The organism is Ancylobacter moscoviensis (genome assembly GCF_007559435.1).
GTDB lineage: Bacteria > Pseudomonadota > Alphaproteobacteria > Rhizobiales > Xanthobacteraceae > Ancylobacter > Ancylobacter moscoviensis.
The window spans coordinates 187694-207247 of record NZ_VMBP01000002.1 but is presented as its reverse complement, the minus strand read 5'-3'; the positions used below and the strand labels follow the sequence as shown (position 1 = coordinate 207247).

At 69.0% G+C, this 19554-nt stretch carries 22 protein-coding genes; 12 read left to right on the top strand and 10 right to left on the bottom strand.

Annotation, left to right across the window (positions count from 1 at the left end; all coding sequences use genetic code 11):
- Positions 1 to 36: 36 nt before the first annotated feature.
- The 5 genes from FO470_RS07175 to FO470_RS07155 form a co-directional block, all read right to left on the bottom strand.
- Positions 37 to 390, bottom strand: a complete 354-nt coding sequence (locus FO470_RS07175; protein ID WP_144342268.1) for a tRNA-binding protein — start codon at positions 388 to 390, stop codon at positions 37 to 39.
- Between the two features lie 15 nt (positions 391 to 405).
- Positions 406 to 1113, bottom strand: coding sequence for a TetR/AcrR family transcriptional regulator (locus FO470_RS07170; protein ID WP_246659504.1), 708 nt, complete (start codon positions 1111 to 1113; stop codon positions 406 to 408).
- Between the two features lie 142 nt (positions 1114 to 1255).
- Positions 1256 to 2080 (bottom strand): pyrroline-5-carboxylate reductase, encoded by an 825-nt coding sequence (proC, locus tag FO470_RS07165; RefSeq protein ID WP_144342267.1) that lies wholly within the window; start codon positions 2078 to 2080, stop codon positions 1256 to 1258.
- A 194-nt stretch (positions 2081 to 2274) separates the two neighbouring features.
- Positions 2275 to 2772 (bottom strand): type III secretion system chaperone family protein, encoded by a 498-nt coding sequence (locus FO470_RS07160; RefSeq protein ID WP_144342266.1) that lies wholly within the window; start codon positions 2770 to 2772, stop codon positions 2275 to 2277.
- 248 nt (positions 2773 to 3020) lie between these two features.
- On the bottom strand, positions 3021 to 3308 hold the full coding sequence (locus tag FO470_RS07155; RefSeq protein WP_144342265.1) for an accessory factor UbiK family protein: 288 nt from the start codon (positions 3306 to 3308) through the stop codon (positions 3021 to 3023).
- Positions 3309 to 3659: 351 nt separating this feature from the next.
- Between FO470_RS07155 and lgt the strand changes: the two genes are divergently transcribed.
- The 11 genes from lgt (at position 3660) to FO470_RS07100 (ending at position 13371) form a co-directional block, all read left to right on the top strand.
- Entirely contained in the window at positions 3660 to 4511 is an 852-nt protein-coding gene (gene lgt / locus FO470_RS07150; protein WP_144342264.1) for a prolipoprotein diacylglyceryl transferase, read from the top strand.
- Between the two features lie 10 nt (positions 4512 to 4521).
- A complete protein-coding gene (locus FO470_RS07145; RefSeq protein WP_144342263.1) occupies positions 4522 to 5649 on the top strand; it encodes a class I SAM-dependent methyltransferase in 1128 nt (375 codons plus the stop codon).
- Positions 5646 to 6407, top strand: coding sequence for a peptidoglycan editing factor PgeF (gene pgeF, locus FO470_RS07140; RefSeq protein ID WP_144342262.1), 762 nt, complete (start codon positions 5646 to 5648; stop codon positions 6405 to 6407). The genes FO470_RS07145 and pgeF overlap by 4 nt, the downstream gene beginning before the upstream one ends.
- A gap of 199 nt (positions 6408 to 6606) precedes the next feature.
- Positions 6607 to 7323, top strand: a complete 717-nt coding sequence (locus tag FO470_RS07135) for a hypothetical protein (RefSeq protein ID WP_144342261.1) — start codon at positions 6607 to 6609, stop codon at positions 7321 to 7323.
- 182 nt (positions 7324 to 7505) lie between these two features.
- Positions 7506 to 8459 (top strand): ribose-phosphate pyrophosphokinase, encoded by a 954-nt coding sequence (locus FO470_RS07130; protein WP_144342260.1) that lies wholly within the window; start codon positions 7506 to 7508, stop codon positions 8457 to 8459.
- 134 nt (positions 8460 to 8593) lie between these two features.
- Complete coding sequence (locus tag FO470_RS07125; protein ID WP_144342259.1) at positions 8594 to 9439, top strand: hypothetical protein; 846 nt, start codon at positions 8594 to 8596, stop codon at positions 9437 to 9439.
- A 171-nt stretch (positions 9440 to 9610) separates the two neighbouring features.
- Positions 9611 to 10249: a 50S ribosomal protein L25/general stress protein Ctc gene (locus FO470_RS07120; RefSeq protein WP_144342258.1), complete on the top strand. Its 639-nt coding sequence runs from the start codon at positions 9611 to 9613 to the stop codon at positions 10247 to 10249.
- A gap of 161 nt (positions 10250 to 10410) precedes the next feature.
- Positions 10411 to 11040, top strand: coding sequence for an aminoacyl-tRNA hydrolase (gene pth, locus FO470_RS07115; RefSeq protein ID WP_144342257.1), 630 nt, complete (start codon positions 10411 to 10413; stop codon positions 11038 to 11040).
- An 82-nt stretch (positions 11041 to 11122) separates the two neighbouring features.
- A complete protein-coding gene (gene ychF / locus FO470_RS07110) occupies positions 11123 to 12220 on the top strand; it encodes a redox-regulated ATPase YchF (RefSeq protein WP_144342802.1) in 1098 nt (365 codons plus the stop codon).
- A gap of 206 nt (positions 12221 to 12426) precedes the next feature.
- The gene (locus tag FO470_RS07105) at positions 12427 to 12885 is read left to right on the top strand and encodes a MaoC family dehydratase (RefSeq protein ID WP_144342256.1); all 459 of its coding nucleotides are present in this window, start codon (positions 12427 to 12429) and stop codon (positions 12883 to 12885) included.
- A gap of 9 nt (positions 12886 to 12894) precedes the next feature.
- Positions 12895 to 13371: a MaoC family dehydratase gene (locus tag FO470_RS07100; RefSeq protein WP_144342255.1), complete on the top strand. Its 477-nt coding sequence runs from the start codon at positions 12895 to 12897 to the stop codon at positions 13369 to 13371.
- Positions 13372 to 13373: 2 nt separating this feature from the next.
- On the opposite strand, the gene FO470_RS07095 is transcribed toward FO470_RS07100, so the two are convergent.
- From FO470_RS07095 to petA, 4 genes are all read right to left on the bottom strand, one after another.
- Complete coding sequence (locus tag FO470_RS07095; protein WP_144342254.1) at positions 13374 to 14111, bottom strand: transporter substrate-binding domain-containing protein; 738 nt, start codon at positions 14109 to 14111, stop codon at positions 13374 to 13376.
- Between the two features lie 104 nt (positions 14112 to 14215).
- On the bottom strand, positions 14216 to 15067 hold the full coding sequence (locus FO470_RS19815; protein WP_144342253.1) for a cytochrome c1: 852 nt from the start codon (positions 15065 to 15067) through the stop codon (positions 14216 to 14218).
- Positions 15068 to 15077: 10 nt separating this feature from the next.
- Entirely contained in the window at positions 15078 to 16352 is a 1275-nt protein-coding gene (locus FO470_RS19810; protein WP_144342252.1) for a cytochrome b, read from the bottom strand.
- Between the two features lie 23 nt (positions 16353 to 16375).
- A complete protein-coding gene (gene petA / locus FO470_RS07080; RefSeq protein WP_186291878.1) occupies positions 16376 to 16963 on the bottom strand; it encodes a ubiquinol-cytochrome c reductase iron-sulfur subunit in 588 nt (195 codons plus the stop codon).
- 261 nt (positions 16964 to 17224) lie between these two features.
- Here petA and FO470_RS07075 point away from each other — a divergent pair, with 261 nt between their 5' ends.
- Positions 17225 to 17686, top strand: coding sequence for a tRNA (cytidine(34)-2'-O)-methyltransferase (locus FO470_RS07075; RefSeq protein WP_144342250.1), 462 nt, complete (start codon positions 17225 to 17227; stop codon positions 17684 to 17686).
- Between the two features lie 3 nt (positions 17687 to 17689).
- Here FO470_RS07075 and FO470_RS07070 read toward each other — a convergent pair whose 3' ends face one another.
- Positions 17690 to 19549, bottom strand: coding sequence for an ABC transporter ATP-binding protein (locus FO470_RS07070; RefSeq protein WP_144342249.1), 1860 nt, complete (start codon positions 19547 to 19549; stop codon positions 17690 to 17692).
- Between the last annotated feature and the right edge of the window lie 5 nt (positions 19550 to 19554).

Here is a 19554-nt window from a genome sequence, read left to right as displayed (position 1 = left end):
CGCCGCATGTCGTGCAGTTTGTCCGGGATACCGCGCCTAGAACAACCGGGCACCGTTCGGCACCTCGCGGTCGGGCTGGAACAGCACCACCGCCCCGTCCTCATCCGGGAAGCCGAGGGTCAGCACCTCGGAGATCGCCGGCCCGATCTGGCGCGGCGGGAAATTCACCACCGCCGCCACCTGACGGCCGACGAGGTCCTCCGGCGCATAGTGCACGGTGACCTGCGCCGTGGATTTCCGGCAGCCGATATGCGGACCGAAATCGATCACCAGCTTGACCGCCGGCTTGCGGGCCTCCGGGAAAGGCTCGGCCTGAATGATCGTGCCGGCCCGGATGTCCACCTTGAGGAAATCGGCGATCGAAATCTGTTCGAGCGGCGCAAGGCTCACAGGACGCTCCTCACTCTAAATTCCCTCTCCCGCCGCCACCGGCTCGCCCGGCGGCGCATGCTTCTTTTCCCCGTGGCGTGCGCGGCCGCGCCGGCCGCAGGTGGCGAGGCTCACCGCGCCCTCCACCAGCCCGAGCACCCGCTCGCCCCGGGCGAGTTCACGATCCAGCGCCGCCATGGTGCGGGCGAGGCCCGGATCGTCGTCGCGCAGATAGGTCTGCAGCACGCGGGCGAAGACGAGCGCCAGCCCCTGCGCGCGCACCGCCCCCTTCAACCCGGCGGTGTCGATCTTCGCCGCCGCCAGCATCCATTGCTGCGAGCGCACGGCGAGCCGGTTCAGGGCCAGCGCGAAGAAGGGATTGCGCCGCGCCGATTCCGCCAGCGAGCGCACCGCCGCCTTGTGCGGACCCAGCACGTCGAGCCGGCGCATCAGCACATCGAACAGCCGGTCGCGCGCCGGCTCGCCGTCCATGTCGTCGCCGGACGTCGCCAGCACCTGCCGGTCGGTGTCGCGGGTGAAGCCGACGAGCATGTCGAAGGTCGAGCCGAAGGAGGCGCGCAGCTCGGCGAGCGAAAGGCCCGCCCGGTCCGCCACGTCGCCAAGGCTGATCCGCTCGAAGGGCTTCTGCGCCAGCAGCGCCAGGAAACTGTCGAGAATGGCCGCGCGAGGGTCGGCGGCCCCCTTGGCGGCAGGCGTCGCCTTCGTTCCGGGAGAGCGTGCCATGGTGACCTCCTGTCCTGAACGTCGCCCCTTCAACTTAAGGCGCGAGGACGGCGAGGAGAAGGCCACACCGCCCTCTCCCCTGCCTTGCGGCAGCGCAATCGTGCCCTCGCCGGCGCAATTTTCCGGGAGATCCGGCCTTCCGTCAGCCGGCAAGCTCGCGCGAGCGCCGCGCCGCCGCGTCCACCGCCTCGGCGAGCAGCGGGCCGAAGCCCTTCGCCTCGTCCATCAGCACGGCCAGCGCCGCCGCCGTCGTGCCGTTCGGCGAGGTCACGTTCCTGCGCAGCTGTGCGGGGTCGATGCCGGTCTGCACCATCAGCTCGCCCGCTCCCGCCACGGTCGCGCGCGCCAGCCGGTCCGCCATGTCGGCGGGCAGGCCCGCCTTCGCACCGGCGGCGGCGAGCGCCTCGGCGAGCAGGAACACATAGGCCGGGCCCGAGCCGGAAACGGCGGTGGCGACGTCGATCAGCGCCTCGTCCTCCACCCACTCCACCCCGCCGGTGGCGCGCAGCAGCGCATCGGCGATGCTCATCTGCTCCGGCGTCACCGCCGGGTTCGGCACGGCGACGGTGACGCCGCGCCCGATCGCCGCCGGCGTGTTGGGAATGGAGCGCACCACCGCGGTGCCCGGTGCGAAGGCGGCTTCGAGAAAGGCGAGCGTGCGCCCGGCCATGACCGAGACGATCAGCGTCCCGGGGCCGGCGAGCGGAGCGACCTTCGCCAGCACGTCGGGCGCCACCTGCGGCTTCACCGCCAGCAGCATGACGGCCGGAACGCCGCCGTTCAGCGGGTTCAGGGCCACGCCGCGCGCCTCGATCATGGCGGCGACCTCGGGCGGCGGGCCGGGGTCGATCACCGCCGCACGTGCCGGATCGAGCCCGAGGCCGATCCAGCCCTCCAGCATGGCGCCGCCCATCTTGCCGGCGCCGACGAGCAGCACCCGGCCGGGAATATCGGAAAGTATGGCCATGATCGCGATCCCCATTCCTGCCCCGGCGACGCCCGTGGCGCGCCGTCATGCCCGGCCTTGTGCCGGGCCCCGGCGCCTTTGGCAATGGGAATCAAGGATAGCCCGGCGCCGTGCCTACGGGCCTGCCGAAGCGTCCGGCGGGCCGCCTCGAAACACGCCGGCCGGGAAGCATTGGCGTCCCGGCCGCCCGCCGCTCACGCCTCGCCGACGGTCTCGAACAGCGTGGCGTCCATCGCCTCCCGGGCCGACTTGCCGGCCCAGACGACGAACTGGAAGGCGGGGAAGTAGCGTTCCACCGCCTCGATGGCACATTCCATCAGCACCTCGCACTGGCGGTCGGTCGCTTCCGCGCCGGCCAGCAGTAGGGCATGGCGGAACATGATCACGCCTTCCTTCGACCAGAGGTCGAAATGGCCGACCCACATCTGCTCGTTGATCAGCGAAAGCAGGCGCAGCACCTCGGTCTTGCGTTTCTCCGGCACCTTGAGGTCGAAGGCGCAGGCGATATGCAGTGCCTCCACCTCGTCCATCCACTGGAAGGAAACGTGGCAGTCGGTCCAGCGGCCTTCCAGCGAGATGGTGATCTCGTCCTCGGCCGAACGCTCGAACGACCATTCGTTGAGCGCGGCCATGCGCTCGACGAGATCGAGCGGATTGAGGCGGCTGTCCGTTTCGAAATCGGTATAGGTCATGCTCGACCTCGCGAGGGTGGACGCGGAGGGGGTCGAACGCAATCAACGCGGCGGTTTATCCGTCAACCCGTTCGAGAATCGAACGAATCACCGTTTCTCCGACTATATCGCGCTGAATCCGTACCTCGCTACGACCGTTGGATCAGGACCCGCGGAAAAGGCGGGTTCATGACAAAGTTGTCGGGGGATTCGCCCCACCCCCGCAAGCGCGGAAGCGATGCGTCCACAGGGTGTCGGTCCGGGAAAGATCAGCCCAGCGAATCCGGCGGATCGATCGTCGCCTCGAGCTTGGACTCCTTGGCCTCGAGCGCGGCGATGCGGGCGGCCAGCCGCTCGTTCTCCTCGCGGGCGGCGGCGGCGAGTTCCTTTACCGTCTCGAATTCCTCGCGGGTCACGACGTCGAGCTCGCGCAGAAGGCGCTCGGCCTGCGCGCGCATCACGGTCTCCGCCTCGCGGCGCACGCCCGTGGCCATGCCGGCGGCGTCGTTCATCAGCCGGGCGAAATCATCGAAGATTCGGCTGGTGGTCTGGGTCATGGTCATCTCCCGACGTGGGGCCCCTTTCCGCGGATGAACGCCATCGGAGGGCAGAGGGCTCCAAACTCAACGAATTGGAACGTTTCCCGGCCGGTCAGGCGGCGTCTCGAACGGGAAAAGCTCCGGGCCGGTATAATGCCGTGCCTTTGCGAGAAGAATGGGGCCGCGTGCTGCGGTGCGCAAGAGGCAGGCAAACAGGCAAGTTCCGGCGGGCCGCCATGCGCGGTGGTAACGGTCGGTACACCATAAGGCGCTAGGAGTGACCCGCCTTGATGCTGTCACCTCGGGCGGGCAAGAGCAGCGCCGCGCCGCCGTCCGTTCCGCCACCCGCCCAGAACCACCCGATCCGCCATGCCCATGCTCGCCCCGCCGCTGTTCGCCCTGCCCTTCCCCAGCATCGATCCGGTGCTGATCGAGCTCGGGCCGTTCGCGATCCGCTGGTACGCGCTCGCCTATATCGCCGGCCTGCTGTTCGGCTGGTGGATGGCCAAGAAGCTGTGCTCCAGCCCGGCGCTGTGGGGCGGACGCGCGCCGATCCAGCCGGAGGAATTCGACGACGCGGTGGTGTGGATCGCGCTCGGCGTCATCCTCGGCGGGCGCATCGGCTATGTGCTGTTCTATAACCTGCCCTATTACGCGGCGAACCCGTGGGAAGCGCTGACGCTCTGGCACGGCGGCATGGCCTTCCATGGCGGCTTCCTCGGCTCCATCCTCGCGATGTACCTGTTCTGCCGCCGGCGCGGACTGCCCTTCGTCTCGATGCTCGACATCGCCGCGACCGTGGTGCCGGTCGGCCTGTTCCTTGGCCGCCTCGCCAATTTCATCAACGGTGAGCTCTGGGGCCGTGCCTCCGACGTACCGTGGGCTTTCGTCTTTCCCCATGGCGGGCCGGAACCGCGCCATCCCAGCCAGCTCTACGAGGCCGGGCTCGAAGGCGTGGCGATCTTCACCATACTGCTGCTCGCCATACGCGCCGGCGCGCTGGCACGGCCGGGCATGGTCGCCGGCCTGTTTGTCTTCCTCTATGGCTGCGCGCGCATCTTCGTGGAGTTCTTCCGCGAGCCCGACGCCCAGCTCGGCTATCTCTATGGCGGCTGGCTCACCATGGGCATGGTTCTCTCGCTGCCGATGCTGGCGCTGGGCAGCTGGCTGATGCTGCGCGCCCGCCGGCGCCCGGCGCTCGGCGCCGATATTCCGGCATGACGGCACCGGCATGACCCCGCTGGCCGAAGCCATAGCGCGGCGGATCGCGGAAGGCGGCCCTATGACGGTCGCCGATTATATGGAGCAGTGCCTGTTCCATCCCACGCTCGGCTACTACACGACGCACGACCCCTTCGGCGCCGCCGGCGATTTCATCACCGCGCCGGAGATCAGCCAGATGTTCGGCGAACTGCTCGGCCTGTGGGCGGCCGACACGTGGATGCGCCTCGGCACACCCGCCTCCTTCGTCCTCGCCGAGCTCGGCCCCGGCCGCGGTACGATGATGGCGGACGCGCTGCGCGCCGCGCGCGTCGTTCCCGGCTTCCTCCAGGCCGCGCGGGTCGTGCTGGTGGAGGCTTCGCCGCGGCTGCGGGACAAGCAGGCGGAGAAGCTGAACGGCCAGAGCGCGGAATGGGTTGGCTCAGTCGAGGAGCTGCCTGCCGGCCCGCTCATCCTGCTCGCCAACGAGTTCTTCGACGCCCTGCCGATCCGCCAGTTCGTCCGCACGCCGGAAGGCATCGCCGAGCGGATGGTGGGCCGGGGCGAGGATGGCGCGCTCGTCTTCGGCCTGCGTCCCGGCGCCCGGCTCGACGCCCATGCCGAGGCGCGGCTGCGCGCGGCCCCGTCCGGCGCACTGCTAGAGATCTGCCCCGCCGGCCTCGCCATCGCGGAGAAGCTCGGCGCCCGCCTCGCGACGACCGGCGGCGCCGCGCTCTTCATCGACTACGGCCATCGCGGCGAGCGGGAGCCGGCCGGCGGCTTCGGAGACACGCTGCAGGCGCTGCGCGCCCACGCCTATGACGATGTGCTCGCCCATCCCGGCGAGGCCGACCTCACCGCCCATGTCGACTTCGCCGCCCTCGCCCGCGCCGCTGCCGCGGCCGGCGCCCGTGCCTTCGGGCCCATCGGTCAGGGCGCGCTGCTGGAACGGCTCGGCCTCGATGCCCGCGCCGAGCGGCTGAAGCGCGACGCCGACGCCTCCACCCGCGCAACCATCGACGCGGCGCGCGCGCGTCTCGCGGGAACCGGCGCGGCGGAGATGGGCACCCTCTTCAAGGCACTCGCTCTGGTGCATCCTGAACTCGACAGCATCGCCGGATTCGCGCCGGACGAGGAATTTCCGAGGACACCCGCATGAAGGTCGAATCTGCCGCGCTCAAGGCCCTTCCCGGCATCCGCCATGCCTTCTTCACCCGCGAGGGCGGCGTCTCGGAAGGCATCTATGCCGGGCTCAACGGCGGCACCGGCTCGCGCGACGACCCGGCGCGCGTGGCGGAAAACCGCGCCCGCATGGCCGGGGCGCTCGGCGTGCCGGCCGGGCACCTGCTCACCGCCTGGCAGATCCACTCGCCGGATTGCGTGGTCGTCGACCGGCCGTGGGCCGAACGCCCCAAGGCCGATGCCGTCGCCACCGCGACGCCCGGCATCGCCGCCGCCGTCTCCATCGCCGATTGCGGCCCGGTGCTGTTCGCCGATCCCGAGGCCCGCGTCGTCGGTGCCGCCCATGCGGGCTGGAAGGGCGCGGTCGGCGGCGTGCTGGAGGGCACTCTCGCCCGGATGGAGGAGCTCGGGGCCCGGCGCGCGCGCATCGTCGCCGCCATCGGGCCGCTGATCCGGCAGGAGAGCTACGAGGTCGGGCCGGAATTCGTGGAGAACCTTACCGCGCTGGATGCCGTCAATGCCCGCTTTCTGGCGCCCTCGCCCCGGGCCGGCCACGCGATGTTCGACCTGCCCGGCTACATCGCCGCCCGCCTTGCCGGGCTCGGCGTCGGCACCATCGACGATCTCGGGCTGAACACCTATGCGGACGAAGAGCGGTTCTACAGCTACCGCCGCTCCACCCACCGCAACGAGCCCGACTACGGCCGGCTGGTCGCCGCGATCACCCTCGTCTGACGCAAGATCGGCGGGCGGGCGTCGCCCGGCGCCGGGGGCATTTGCCGAACCTTTTCGTGTTAACGCTAATGAAGTCTGAACGGCGCCCCCTCTGGACCTAATCGTTAATTGGTCTTAACCATTGCCCGTCCGTCGGCGACGGTCGCGACTCCGCTTCGGGGAGATACGCGCCGCGACCGGCTCACAGGGATGGGTGCTTATGACCGAGCGACTTCGCCGCCCGCGGGGCCGGCACCTGCCGACGATCGCGGCCCTGCTCGCCGCCCTCGCCCTTGGTGCCTGCCAGACCGACGGCAATAAGCCGGTCGCGACCAATTCCGTCGCCTCTCCTAATTCCATCGCCTCTTCCAAGCCTGTCGCCGCCAAGGTTCCGGCCGGAACCAAGGCCATCGCCTTCGAATCCATCGACGGCCCGCCCGAGCCGGTGTTCGACCGCCTCGTCGCCAATCTCTCCAGCGAAGCCACCGCCCGCCAGATGCCCATCGTCTCGCGCGAGGGGCAGGCGGCCTATCGCGTGCGCGGCTACCTCGCCGCCAGCGTCGAGAACGGCAAGGGCGAGGTCGACTGGGCCTGGGACGTGTTCGACGCCGATCGCGACCGCATCATGCGCATCTCCGGCGTGGAGAAGGTCGGGCCCGGCAAGGACGTCTGGAACAAGCTCGACGATGCCATGCTTCAGCGCATCGCTGCGCAGAGCATCGACGAGATCGCCACCCGCCTCAACGGCGGCACGCCGAGCGGCACTCCGGCCGCCGCCGCGCGCCAGCCCGATCCCGCCGACGCCCCGCCGGTGCGCGAGGATGACGGCCCGGCGGTCGCCGATGCGGCCGCTGCGGAGGAACCGGGCGAGGCCGTGGCCGAGGCGCCAGCGACCGGCGCCCCCGCCAACGCGCTGACCTTCGCCGCCCATCCCTGAGACCGTGGGTTGAGCCTGGCGCCGGTACGCCGCTGCCGGTGAGACCTGACGGCAACGCATAGGGACAAGGCGCTCCACGCGCGGTCTCGCCGCTTTACAGCGCGGGCCGGCCCGCCTATCAGGGCTGCGCGACGGTTGTAAGACGGTCGGGCGGAAGAATTACGGCTGGGAGCGCGCCGGAAATGTCTCACAAGAACGGTTCGATCAAACTCGTCGCGGGCAACGCAAACCGGCCGCTGGCGGAGGCGATCGGAGCGTACCTCCAGACGCCGATGACCAAGGCGGTGGTCCGCCGTTTCGCGGACATGGAGATCTTCGTCGAGATCCAGGAGAACGTGCGCGGCAAGGACGTCTTCGTCCTCCAGTCCACCTCTTTCCCGACCAACGACCACCTGATGGAGCTGCTCATCATCACCGATGCGCTGCGCCGCTCCTCCGCCCGCCGCATCACCGCCGTCATCCCCTATTTCGGCTATGCCAGGCAGGACCGCCGCTCCTCCGGCCGTACGCCGATCTCCGCCAAGCTGGTCGCCAACCTCATCACCCATGCCGGCGCCGACCGCGTGCTCACCGTCGACCTGCATGCCGGGCAGATCCAGGGCTTCTTCGACATCCCTACCGACAACCTGTTCTCCGCCCCGGTGATGGTCGCCGACATCAAGTCCCGCTTCGATCTCTCCAACATCACCGTGGTCTCGCCGGACGTCGGCGGCGTGGTGCGCGCCCGTGCGCTGGCCAAGCGCATCGACGCCCAGCTCGCCATCGTCGACAAGCGCCGCGAGCGGCCGGGCGAGAGTGAGGTGATGAACGTCATCGGCGACGTCGAGGGCCGCCGCTGCATCCTCGTCGACGACATCATCGATTCCGGCGGCACGCTGGTGAATGCGGCCGATGCCCTGCTGGCGCGCGGCGCCACCGAGGTGCACGCCTACATCACCCATGGCGTGCTGTCCGGCGGCGCGGTTTCGCGCGTCACCGCCTCCAACCTCAAGGAGCTGGTGATCACCGACTCGATCCAGCCGACCGAGGCGGTGCGCGTGGCGCGCAACATCCGCGTCGTCTCCATCGCCAGCCTGCTTGCCGAAGCCATCGGCCGCACGGCGCACGAGGAAAGCGTCTCCAGCCTCTTCGACTGAGCGCCCCGCCCGCCGACCTCGCATGGCGGCCATGCCTTTCCGGACGACCTCAAGCCGCACTTTTGTGCGCTGCGCCATCATCGTTCCACAGTTCGGCCTCAGACTACCGGCTCACGTATGAACCGGACGACGCCATGACGCGCATGACCACGCGCCGCTCACGTGCGCTCATCGCCAGCGCCACCTTCATCGCCCTCGCCGCCCCGGCCGTCGCCCAGTCGAACGGCTCGCTGCCCGGCTATGCCGCCAATCCTTGGAGCGGCATCTCCGTTCTCGTCACCCCACCGGAAGAGACGGACGAGGCCGGCACCTCGCCCTACGAGGCCGCGCATCACGCCGCCGACGCCGCCCCCGCCACGGGCGCGCCGGCCGAGCCGCCGGCGCAGGTCGAGCCCTTCGACCCCGATGCGGAGATGGCCGTGGCGCCGTCGCTGTGGGACTCGATCGAGCTCGGCCTCGGTCGCCCGGTGGAGGCTGAGGAGAAGGACGAGCCGCCGCTCTGGCTCGTGCCCGGCCCCGCGCCCAAGGCGAAGCGCGCCAAGCTGCCGACCAATGTCGAGGTGAAGCAGGGAGCCGCGAGCCTCTCCGTCTCCTCCTCGGCCAGCGCCACCGCGCCGGTATCGGGCCTGCTCAACAAGACCACCACCAGCGGCAGCGGCGAGATCAAGGGGCGGGTCGGCCTCCAGCAGGACAATCTGAGCGTCTACAGCACCGGCACCCTCGGCGCCTCCGCCGATGGCCGCTCCGCCTCGCTCTACGACAATCTCTCCGTCGGCAGCAGCTATCATGTGCCGCTCGGCGCCCGTGACGAGAAGCTCGGCGCCACGGTCGAGGTGAACAGCGGCCAGACCGTCACCACCGGCGTGGAACTGCGCGCGCCTTCCGGCTCCTATGAGCGCTTCATTTCGTTCCAGCGCTCGATCAGCCCGGATTCGGACCCCAGCGGCACCGTCAAGGCCGGCGTGCTCGGCAAGTTCTGAGCGCCGGGCGCGCAGCCGAACATTGCCCTGCAAGGCTTTTGCTGCTATGAGCCCGCCCGGCCCCGGCCTTTCCGCACCCCTGGAGGCGCGCCGCGGCCACAACCGGACCAAGCCTGAAGGAACGGGCCGCGCGAGCGGCCTTCTCCTTTTGCAACCATGTAAGGACAAGCCATGACCGCCATCAAGGAACTGAAGGCGCAGGCGCGCACGAAGGTCGGCAAGGGGGCCGCTCGTGCAGAACGCCGCGCCGGCCGCGTGCCCGCCGTCATCTACGGCGACGGCAAGGCGCCCGTCGGTATCACCCTGGACCACATCGAGATCAACAAGATCATCTATGCGGGCCACTTCCTCACCACGCTGTTCAGCGTCGACGTCGACGGCCAGAAGCACCGCGTGATTCCGCGCGACTACCAGCTCGACCCGGTGAAGGACTTCCCGCTGCATGTCGACTTCCTGCGCGTCGCCGTCGGCGCGACCCTTTCGGTCGACGTGCCCGTGCACTTCCTGAACGCCGAGACCGCCCCCGCGCTCAAGCAGGGCGGCACGCTGAACATCGTCAGCCACACCGTCTCGCTGAACGTTCCGGCGGACGCCATTCCGGAAGCCATCGAGGTCGACCTAACCAAGTACGGCTTCGGCGACTCGATCCACCTCTCGGCGATCAAGCTGCCGGCGGGCGTGACCTGGGCCGGCCATGGTGACGACACCCTCGCCACCATCGTCGCCCCGTCGGGTCTGAAGGACGCGGAGGCCGACGAGGCTGCCGCGACCGCCGCTGCCGCCGCTGCGACGGAAGCCCCCAAGGCGTGATGTTCTGCGGGCGCGGTCGGCTTTCGAGCCTGATCGCGCCGGGCATCTGACCGCGCCGCGCGCCCCGCGCCCGGCCGGTCCTGCGATGAGAGCCGGAAGCCCGCTTCCGGCTCTTGCCGTTTCGGCGCCCGCCATGGTGGCGCCAGATGAGGAGACGCGCGGTGTTGCTCTTCACCGGGCTCGGCAATCCCGGGCCGAAATATGCCGGCAACCGGCACAATATCGGCTTCATGGCGGTGGACGCGATCGCCCGCCGGCATCGTTTCTCGCCGTGGCGCCGGCGCTTCCAGGGCGCGGCTTGCGAGGGCGAGATCGAGGGCGTGAAGGTGCTCGCCCTGCTGCCCGAGACCTACATGAACGAATCCGGCCGGGCGGTCGCCGAGGCGCAGCGCTTCTACAAGATCGAGCTGCGCGACGTGTTCGTCTTCCATGACGAGCTCGACCTGCCCCCGGCCAAGGTCCGCTACAAGGTCGGCGGCGGCAATGCCGGGCACAACGGCCTGCGCTCCATCACCGCTCATTGCGGCAACGACTACGCCCGCATCCGCCTCGGCATCGGCCATCCCGGCGACAAGGCGCTGGTGCACAACTACGTGCTCAGCGACTTCGCCAAGGCCGAGCGCGGCTGGGTGGATGCGGTGTGCGACGGTTGCGCCGATCTCGCCGGCCTCCTCGCCACCCACCGGCTCGACGAGTTCCAGAACCGGCTGCACCTGTTCATGGAGGCGCAGGGCTTCGGCACGCCGGAGAAACCCGCCGGCAACAAGTCCCCCGCCAGCCGCCCCGGCTGATCCCAGCCGTTCACGCTTGCACTCGCCCGCCGTCTTGCCTAACCACGGTGGCAACCATCCCTTCTCGACCGAGCATCGCACCATGGGCTTCAAATGCGGCATCGTCGGCCTGCCGAACGTCGGCAAGTCGACCCTCTTCAACGCGCTGACGCAGACGGCGGCGGCGCAGGCGGCGAACTATCCGTTCTGCACCATCGAGCCGAATGTCGGCGACGTCGCCGTGCCCGATCCGCGGCTGGAGACGCTGGCGCAGATCGCCGGCTCGCAGCAGATCATCCCGACCCGCCTCACCTTCGTCGACATCGCCGGCCTGGTGCGCGGCGCCTCGAAGGGCGAGGGACTCGGCAACCAGTTCCTCGCCAACATCCGCGAATGCGACGCCATCGCCCATGTGGTGCGCTGCTTCGAGGATGGCGACATCACCCATGTCGACGGCAAGATCGCCCCGCTCGCCGACATCGAGACCATCGAGACCGAGCTGATGCTCGCCGATCTCGAAAGCCTCGAGAAGCGCGCCCCGGCGCTGGAGAAGAAGGCCAAGGGCGGTGACAAGGAATCAAAGGAGCTGTTCGACCTCATCAGCCGTTCGCTGGTGCTGCTGCGCGAGGGCAAGCCGGCCCGCCTCGTCGAGGTGAAGCCCGAGGAGGAGAAGCCCTTCCGCATGCTCGGCCTGCTCTCCTCCAAGCCGGTGCTCTATGTCTGCAACGTCGAGGAAGCCTCCGCCAAGGAGGGCAACGCCCTCTCCGCGCAGGTGTTCGAGCAGGCGGCGAAGGAAGGCGCCAAGGCGGTCGTCGTCTCCGCCAAGATCGAGAGCGAGATCGCCGTGCTGCCCCCCGAGGAGCAGAAGGAATATCTTGAGGCCATCGATCTCGACGAGCCCGGCCTCAACCGCGTCATCCGCGCCGGCTACGAGCTGCTGAAGCTCGTGACCTACTTCACCGTCGGCCCGAAGGAAGCGCGCGCCTGGACCATCACCGCCGGCACCAAGGCGCCGGGCGCGGCAGGCGTCATCCATACCGATTTCGAGAAGGGCTTCATCCGCGCCGAGACCATTGCCTTCGACGACTACGTCAAGGGCAAGGGCGAGGCCGGCGCGCGCGATGCCGGCCGGCTGCGGCTGGAAGGCAAGGAATATGTCGTCGCCGACGGCGACGTGCTGCACTTCCGCTTCGCCAACTGAAGACACGGGCGGACACGGGCGAACCTGCCGTCCGCCCGCTCCTATGAGAGGGGCTGGCCCTCCGGATTCACCCCTCGAAGCCCCCCTCTCGCCGCGGCATCGGCCCGCCAGGGCTTGACCGCCGGGGAAACGTCGCCTGTCATTCTGCCTGAAACAAGCAGGCGGACGGGCAGCCGGCAGGCCGCCGCAGGCCGGGGTGAGCGTGCATGTGGTTCTGGGAGGACTTTCAGGAAGGCCATGTGGCGAGCTGCGGCCGCTATGTGGTCGGGCGCGAGGAGATCATCGCCTTCGCCCGCGAATACGATCCGCTGCCGATCCATCTGGACGATGCCGCCGCCGAGGCGACCCGGCTCGGCGGCCTATCCGCCTCCGGCTGGCATTTGTGCTGCATCCTGATGCGGCTGGCCGACGACGGCTTCCTGCTCAACAGCGACGGCCTCGGCTCGCCCGGCGTGGACGAGGTGCGCTTCCTGCGCCCCGTGCACCCCGGCACCGTGCTGAGCCTGCGCCGCGAGGTGCTGGAGACGCGCTCCTCGAAAAGCCGGCCCGAGACCGGCCTCGTGAAATTCCGCTTCGAGCTGCTGGATACGGACGGCAACGTCATGATGGACCTCGTCGGGACCGTCATGTTCGGCCGGCGCAATCCCGGCTTCCGGCCGATCTGAGGGCGCGCCATGCTGTTCTTCGAGGACATCGAGATCGGCGAGATCACGCGACTGGGCTCGCACACATTCACCGAGGCGGAGATCGTCGCCTTCGCGCGCGCCTGGGATCCGCAGCCCTTCCATCTCGACCCCCTGGCGGGCGCCCGCACGCCCTTCGGCAGCCTCGTCGCGTCGGGCTGGCAGACGGTCGCCATCGCCGCCAAGCTGCGCGCCCAGGCCTGCGCGCACCTGCACGAGACGCTCCGGCGCGAGGGAAAGAAGGTGCCGCGCATAGGCCCCTCTCCCGGCTTCAGGAACCTGCGCTGGCTGCGCCCGGTCCGCGCTGGCGACACCCTCACCTTCGAGAGCGAGGTGACGGCCAAGAAAGGCAGCGCCAGCCGCCCGGAATGGGGGCTCGTCTTCACCCACGAAACCGGCCTCGACCCGGCCGGCACGCTGGTCTTCGAGCTGACCAACTGCATCTTCGTCGAGCGGCTGGAGGCGTGAGCTCAGGCGAACGGCCCGATTTCCGGCGGCGAGAAGCCGAAGCGCGTCATCAGCGCGGCGTGTTCGGGGGTGCCGAGGAAGCGGAGCAGCGCGGCATCGATCCCGGCGCGAAGCCCATCCCGCCCTTTGGCCACCGCAAAGGCGCCGCGTAATGGCGGTCTTTCGGCAGGGGGAACGTCCACCACCATGCAAGGCAGCGACGGATGAAGGGCGAGATGGCCGCGATGCGCCATCGCCACGCTGGCATAGGCATCGACACGGCCCTCCGCCACGGCCGCGGCGGCGGCTTCATAGCTGTCGAACAGCACGATGCGCTCGACCGGCACGCCGTGGTTCAGTGCGGTGTGATGCTGGACCTGCCCGTGGATGGCGGCGAGCCGCGCGTCTGCATCCGCCGCCAGCGAGCCGTAGCCGACGATGCGACGCGGATTGCCCTGCGCCACCAGGAGCCCATCCCCCAGCGCCCAGATCGGCCGGCAGAAATCCGCGATCCGCATCCGCTCCGGCGTGACGAACAGGGCGACCGTCATGTCCCAGCGAGACTCCGCCAGCCCCGGCAGAAGCTCCTCGAAGGTGGCCTCGATAGGCGCGATGCCGGCAAGCCCCAGATCGCGCGCGACGCGGGCGGCCGTCTCGATGTCGCAGCCGGCGGCCGCGCCGTCCGCCGCGCGGAAGCCGAAAGGCGGCTCGATCAGAAACCCGACCCGCAGCAGATGGCCGGAGATGTCGATAGCGCCCATGCGTCTTCCTCCTGTCGACGTGCCCGTCCAGCCTACACCATTGCCCAAAACGAAAAGGGCCCCTCCCGGGGCCCTTCGCGGTTCGTCGATCGAAGCCGTCGCGCTCAGTGCTCGACGCTCTTCCACACCTTCTTCTTGGTGAAGTAGAGCAGGCCCGCGAAGATGATCAGGAAGATCATCACCTGGAAGCCGACGCGCTTGCGCGTCTCAAGGTGCGGCTCGGCGAGCCACATCATGAAGGCGGTGACGTCGCGCGAATACTGGTCGACCGTCTGCGGCGTGCCGTCGGTGTAGGTCACCTGGTCGTCCGAGATCGGCTGCGGCATCTTGATGGCGTGGCCGGGGAAGAACGCGTTGTAATGCGCGCCTTCCGGCAGGTTGAAGCCCTCCGGCGGCTCCTTGTAGCCGTTCAGCAGGGCGTGGATGTAGTCCGGCCCCTGCTCCTGATACTGGCGCACGATGTCGATCAGGAAGCCGGGGAAGCCCACCTCATAGGTGCGCGCCTTGGCGAGCGTCGAGAAGTCCGGCGGGAACGCGCCGCCGTTCGAGGCGCGCGCCGCCTGCTCGTTCGGGAAGGGAGAGGGCCAGCGGTCCGACAGGCGGCCGGGACGGTCGAACATGTCGCCGGCGTCGTTCGGCCCGTCCTGGACCTGATAGCCCTCGGCCACGGCCTTGACCTGCGCCTCGCTGAATTCCGGTCCGCCCGGCTGGGCGAGGTTGCGGAACGCCAAGAGGTGCGCGGAGTGGCAGGAGGCGCAGACTTCCTTGAACACCTGGAAGCCGCGCTGGACCTGCGCCCGGTCGAACTTGCCGAACGGGCCGGCGAAGCTCCAGTCCTCGCGCGAAGGCTTGGGGGCGCCCTCGGCAGCGAGCGCCGGGACGGCGAGCCCGATGACCAGCGAGGCCACGGCGAGCGGACGGAGAAGGGAGGAACGGAAGGACATGGTGTTGCTCATGATGTTCCGCTCAACCCTTGGTCTGCGGCGCCGAGACGCCCGCGGAGGCGGGAGCCGCGCCCTTGTTCTTGCCCAGCACGGCCTCGGTGATGGAGGCCGGGATGGCCTTCGGCTTCTCGAACAGGCCGAGCAGCGGAAGGATGATCAGGAAGTGCGCGAAGTAGTAGATCGTCAGGATACGGCCGGCGATCACGTAACCGCCCTCCGCCGGCTTGGAACCGAGCCAGCCGAGGCCGATGCACACCGCCACCCAGATCCAGAAGAACTGCTTGTAGAGCGGGCGATAGGCCGCCGAGCGCACCTTGGAGGTGTCGAGCCACGGCACGAAGAACAGCACGATGATCGCGCCGAACATCGTCAGCACGCCGCCGAGCTTGTCCGGCACCGCGCGCAGCATCGCGTAGAACGGCAGGTAGTACCATTCGGGCACGATGTGGGCCGGCGTCACCAGCGGGTTAGCCGGGATGTAGTTGTCGGCGTGGCCGAGATAGTTCGGGATGTAGAACAGGAACCACGCGAAGAAGATCAGGAAGCACACCATCCCGAACCCGTCCTTGATGGTCGCGTAGGGCGTGAAGGGCACGGTGTCCTTCTCACTCTTCGGTTCGACGCCGGTCGGGTTGTTCTGGCCGACGACGTGCAGCGCCCAGACGTGCAGGACGACGACGCCCGCGATCATGAAGGGCAGCAGGTAGTGCAGCGAGAAGAAGCGGTTGAGCGTCGGGTTGTCGACCGCGAAGCCGCCCCACAGCCACTCGACGATGGTCGGGCCGACCACCGGGAAGGCCGAGAACAGGTTGGTGATGACGGTGGCGCCCCAAAAGCTCATCTGGCCCCACGGCAGCACGTAGCCCATGAAGGCGGTGGCCATCATCAGCAGGTAGATGATGCAGCCGAGGATCCACAGCACCTCGCGCGGGGCCTTGTAGGACCCGTAGTAGAGGCCGCGGAACATGTGGATGTACACCGCGATGAAGAACATCGAGGCGCCGTTGGCGTGGATGTAGCGGATCAGCCAGCCCCAGCTGACGTCACGCATGATGTGCTCGACCGAGTCGAACGCCAGCGTCACATGCGGCGTGTAGTGCATGACCAGCACCACGCCCGACACGATCTGGCAGACCAGCATCAGCGACAGGATGCCGCCGAAGGTCCACCAGTAGTTCAGGTTGCGCGGCGTCGGGTAAGCGACGAAGGAGGAATGGATCAGGCCGACCAGCGGCAGCCGGCTCTCGAACCACTTGAGCGCCGGATTCTTCGGCTCGAACGTGGAGTGTCCGCTCATCTGTCAGTATCCCTGAACGCCGGTCAGCCGATGGAGATCTTCGTGTCGGACACGAAATGGTAGGGCGGGATCGCCAGGTTTTCCGGCGCCGGTCCACGGCGCACGCGGCCGGCCGAATCGTATTCAGAGCCGTGGCAGGGGCAGAACCAGCCGTCATATTCGCCCATGTGGCCGATCGGCACGCAGCCCAGATGCGTGCAGATGCCGATGACCACCAGCCACTTCTCGTGGCCCTCGCCTTCGGCGGCGCGGTTCTCGTCGGTCGCCAGCGCGTCAAGCGGCAGATTGGCGTTGCGCGCCACCGGATCGAGCAGGACCGAAATCTCGGTCGCCTTCGACTTGGCGATGTCGTCGGGGGTGCGGTTCCACACGAAGACCGGCTTGCCGCGCCACTTCACCGTGATCATCTGACCCTCGGCGACCTGCGACAGATCCACCTCGGTCGACGACAGCGCGAGCACCGACGCGTCGGGCTGAAGCTGGGAAACGAAGGGCCAGACCAGCGCCGCGGCACCTATGCCGCCCATGGCTCCGGTCGCCAGATAGAGGAAGTCGCGGCGCGTGGTTCCCGCCGTCTCGGTTGATGCCACGATGGTTTCCTTTCCCCTCATGCCCTGACCGCTGCCCCGACACGCCTGCGTCGGCCCGAAATTCGAGCGCCCCGCGCGAAACAGGCGTGCGAACGCAAGGCCGCGGTCGACCCTACCTTCGAGTGCCTCTAATTGCATTCGAACCGTCCCTTGTCCAGATGAACGCAGTGCGGCAGTCCGTCCTGCCCCCGGCTGTCCACCTCCCCGGCATGCGGCTCCGGTCGCCGCCGGCGCGGCCATCGGCTAGGGAAGGATCGAAGCCCCGGACGAGGAACGGATCGGATGCCCCTGGCGCTCGCGCTCTACGAGCCGGACATCGCGCAGAACGCGGGCACGCTGGCGCGCGCCAGCGCCTGCCTCGGCGTCGGCCTGCACATCATCGAGCCGGCCGGCTTCCCGGTCGGCGACGCCGGCTTCCGGCGCGCCGGCATGGATTATCTCGACCGGGCCGCGATCACGCGCCACGCGAGCTTCGCCGCCTTCGATGCGTGGCGCCGGGAGGAAGGCCGCCGGCTGGTCCTCTGCACCACGCGCGGCGCCAGCCCCTATACCCGCTTCGCCTTCGCTCCGGAGGACATACTGCTGCTCGGCCGCGAGAGCGCCGGCGTTCCCGAGGCGGTGCACGGATCGGCGGACGCGCGAATCGTCATCCCCCTCGCGGAAGGCACGCGCTCCCTCAACGTCGCCCTCGCCGGCGCGATGATTCTCGGCGAGGCCCTGCGGCAGACGGGCGGGTTCGCCTGATCCCTACTCCGCCGCCGCCGGTTCGTCGGCGTCGATGAAGCCGCCGGACTGGCGGTGCCACAGCCGGGCGTAGAGCCCGCCCTTGGCGACCAGCTCGGCGTGGGTGCCGCTCTCCACGACCCGCCCGTGCTCCATCACCACCAGCCGGTCCATGCGGGCGATGGTGGAGAGGCGATGGGCGATGGCGATCACCGTCTTGCCGGTCATCAGCGTGTCGAGATTGGCCTGGATCGCCGCCTCGACCTCCGAATCGAGCGCCGAGGTGGCCTCGTCCAGCACCAGGATCGGCGCGTCCTTCAGCAGCACGCGGGCGATGGCGATGCGTTGGCGCTGGCCGCCGGAGAGCTTCACACCGCGCTCGCCGACATGCGCCTCCAGCCCGACGCGGCCCTGCGGGTCGGTCAGCGTGGCGATGAAATCGGTGGCGTGGGCGCGCCGCGCCGCCTCCCAGATCGCCGCCTCGTCGGCGTCGGGCTTGCCGTAGCGAATGTTGTCGCGCACCGAACGGTGCATCAGCGAGGTGTCCTGCGTGACGACGCCGATCTTCGCGCGCAGCGTCTCCTGCGCCACGGTGGAGACGTCCTGCCCGTCGATCAGCACGCGCCCGCCCTCGGGGTCGTAGAAGCGCAGCAGCAGGCTCATCAGCGTCGACTTGCCCGCGCCCGAGGGGCCGACGAGGCCCACCCGCTCGCCCGGCCGGATGGTGAGGTTCAGGTGATCGATCACCCCCGAGCCGCGCCCGTAGTGGAAGCTGACATCGTCGAAGCGGATCTCGCCCTGCCGCACGCTCAGCGCCGGAGCGTTCGGGCGGTCGGTCACGGTGTGCGGGCGCGCGATGGTGAGGATCGCCTCCTGCACCGTGCCGACGTTCTCGAACACGCCCGTCACCACCCACATGATCCAGCCGGACATGTTGGTGATGCGGATGGCGAGGCCGGTGGAGAGCGCGATGGCGCCCAGATTGATCGCCTCGATCGACCACAGCCAGATGCCCAGCCCGCCGACGCCGCCGAGCATCAGGCTGTTCAGCATGCTCACGGTCAGCGCCATGCGGGTGATCTGGCGCTGCTGCTCCTTGAAGTCGGCATTGTGCTGCGCCATCGCCTCGCCGACGAAGGAATCCTCGCGGTCGCCATGGGCGAACAGCTTCACCGTCATCATGTTGGTGTAGCTGTCGACCACGCGGCCGGAGAGCATGGAGTTGCTCTCGGAGGTCTTCTTGGAGAGCAGCCGCACGGTCGGCACGAAGCGCGTCAGCGCGAAGATGTAGAACGCGATCCACGCCACGATCGGCACCGCGAGCCGCCAGTCCGCCTCCGCGAACAGCACCACCGCGCTCACCGCATAGACGGTGACGTACCAGAGCGCGTCGATCACCTCGACCACGGAGCCGCGCAGCGCCGGCCCAGCCTGCAGCACGCGCGTGGCGATGCGCCCAGCGAAATCGCTCTGGAAATAGCCGAGCGACTGCCGCACCACCCAGCGATAGGATTGCCAGCGGATCAGACTGCCGAAATTGGCGGTGATGGACTGGCGCACCAGCAGGTCGTGCAGCGCCTGCGAGGCCGGGCGCGCGATCACCACGACGAAGGCCATCCACAGCAGCAGGCCGCCATGATCGGCGAAGATCGACACCGGGCTGGAGGATTGCAGCAGATCGACGATCTGCCCGATATAGCGGAACAGCGACACCTCGACGATGGCGACGATGAAGGCGGCGCCCAGCGCCGCCAGGAAGACCCAGCCGCTCTGCCGCACGAAGTGCCAGTAGAACGTCATGAGTCCTTCCGGCGGCCGCGTTATGGGTACGGGCCGGAACGGATCGACGAGCTTCTCGAAGGAGGCGAAGATGCGTGAGATCATGATAC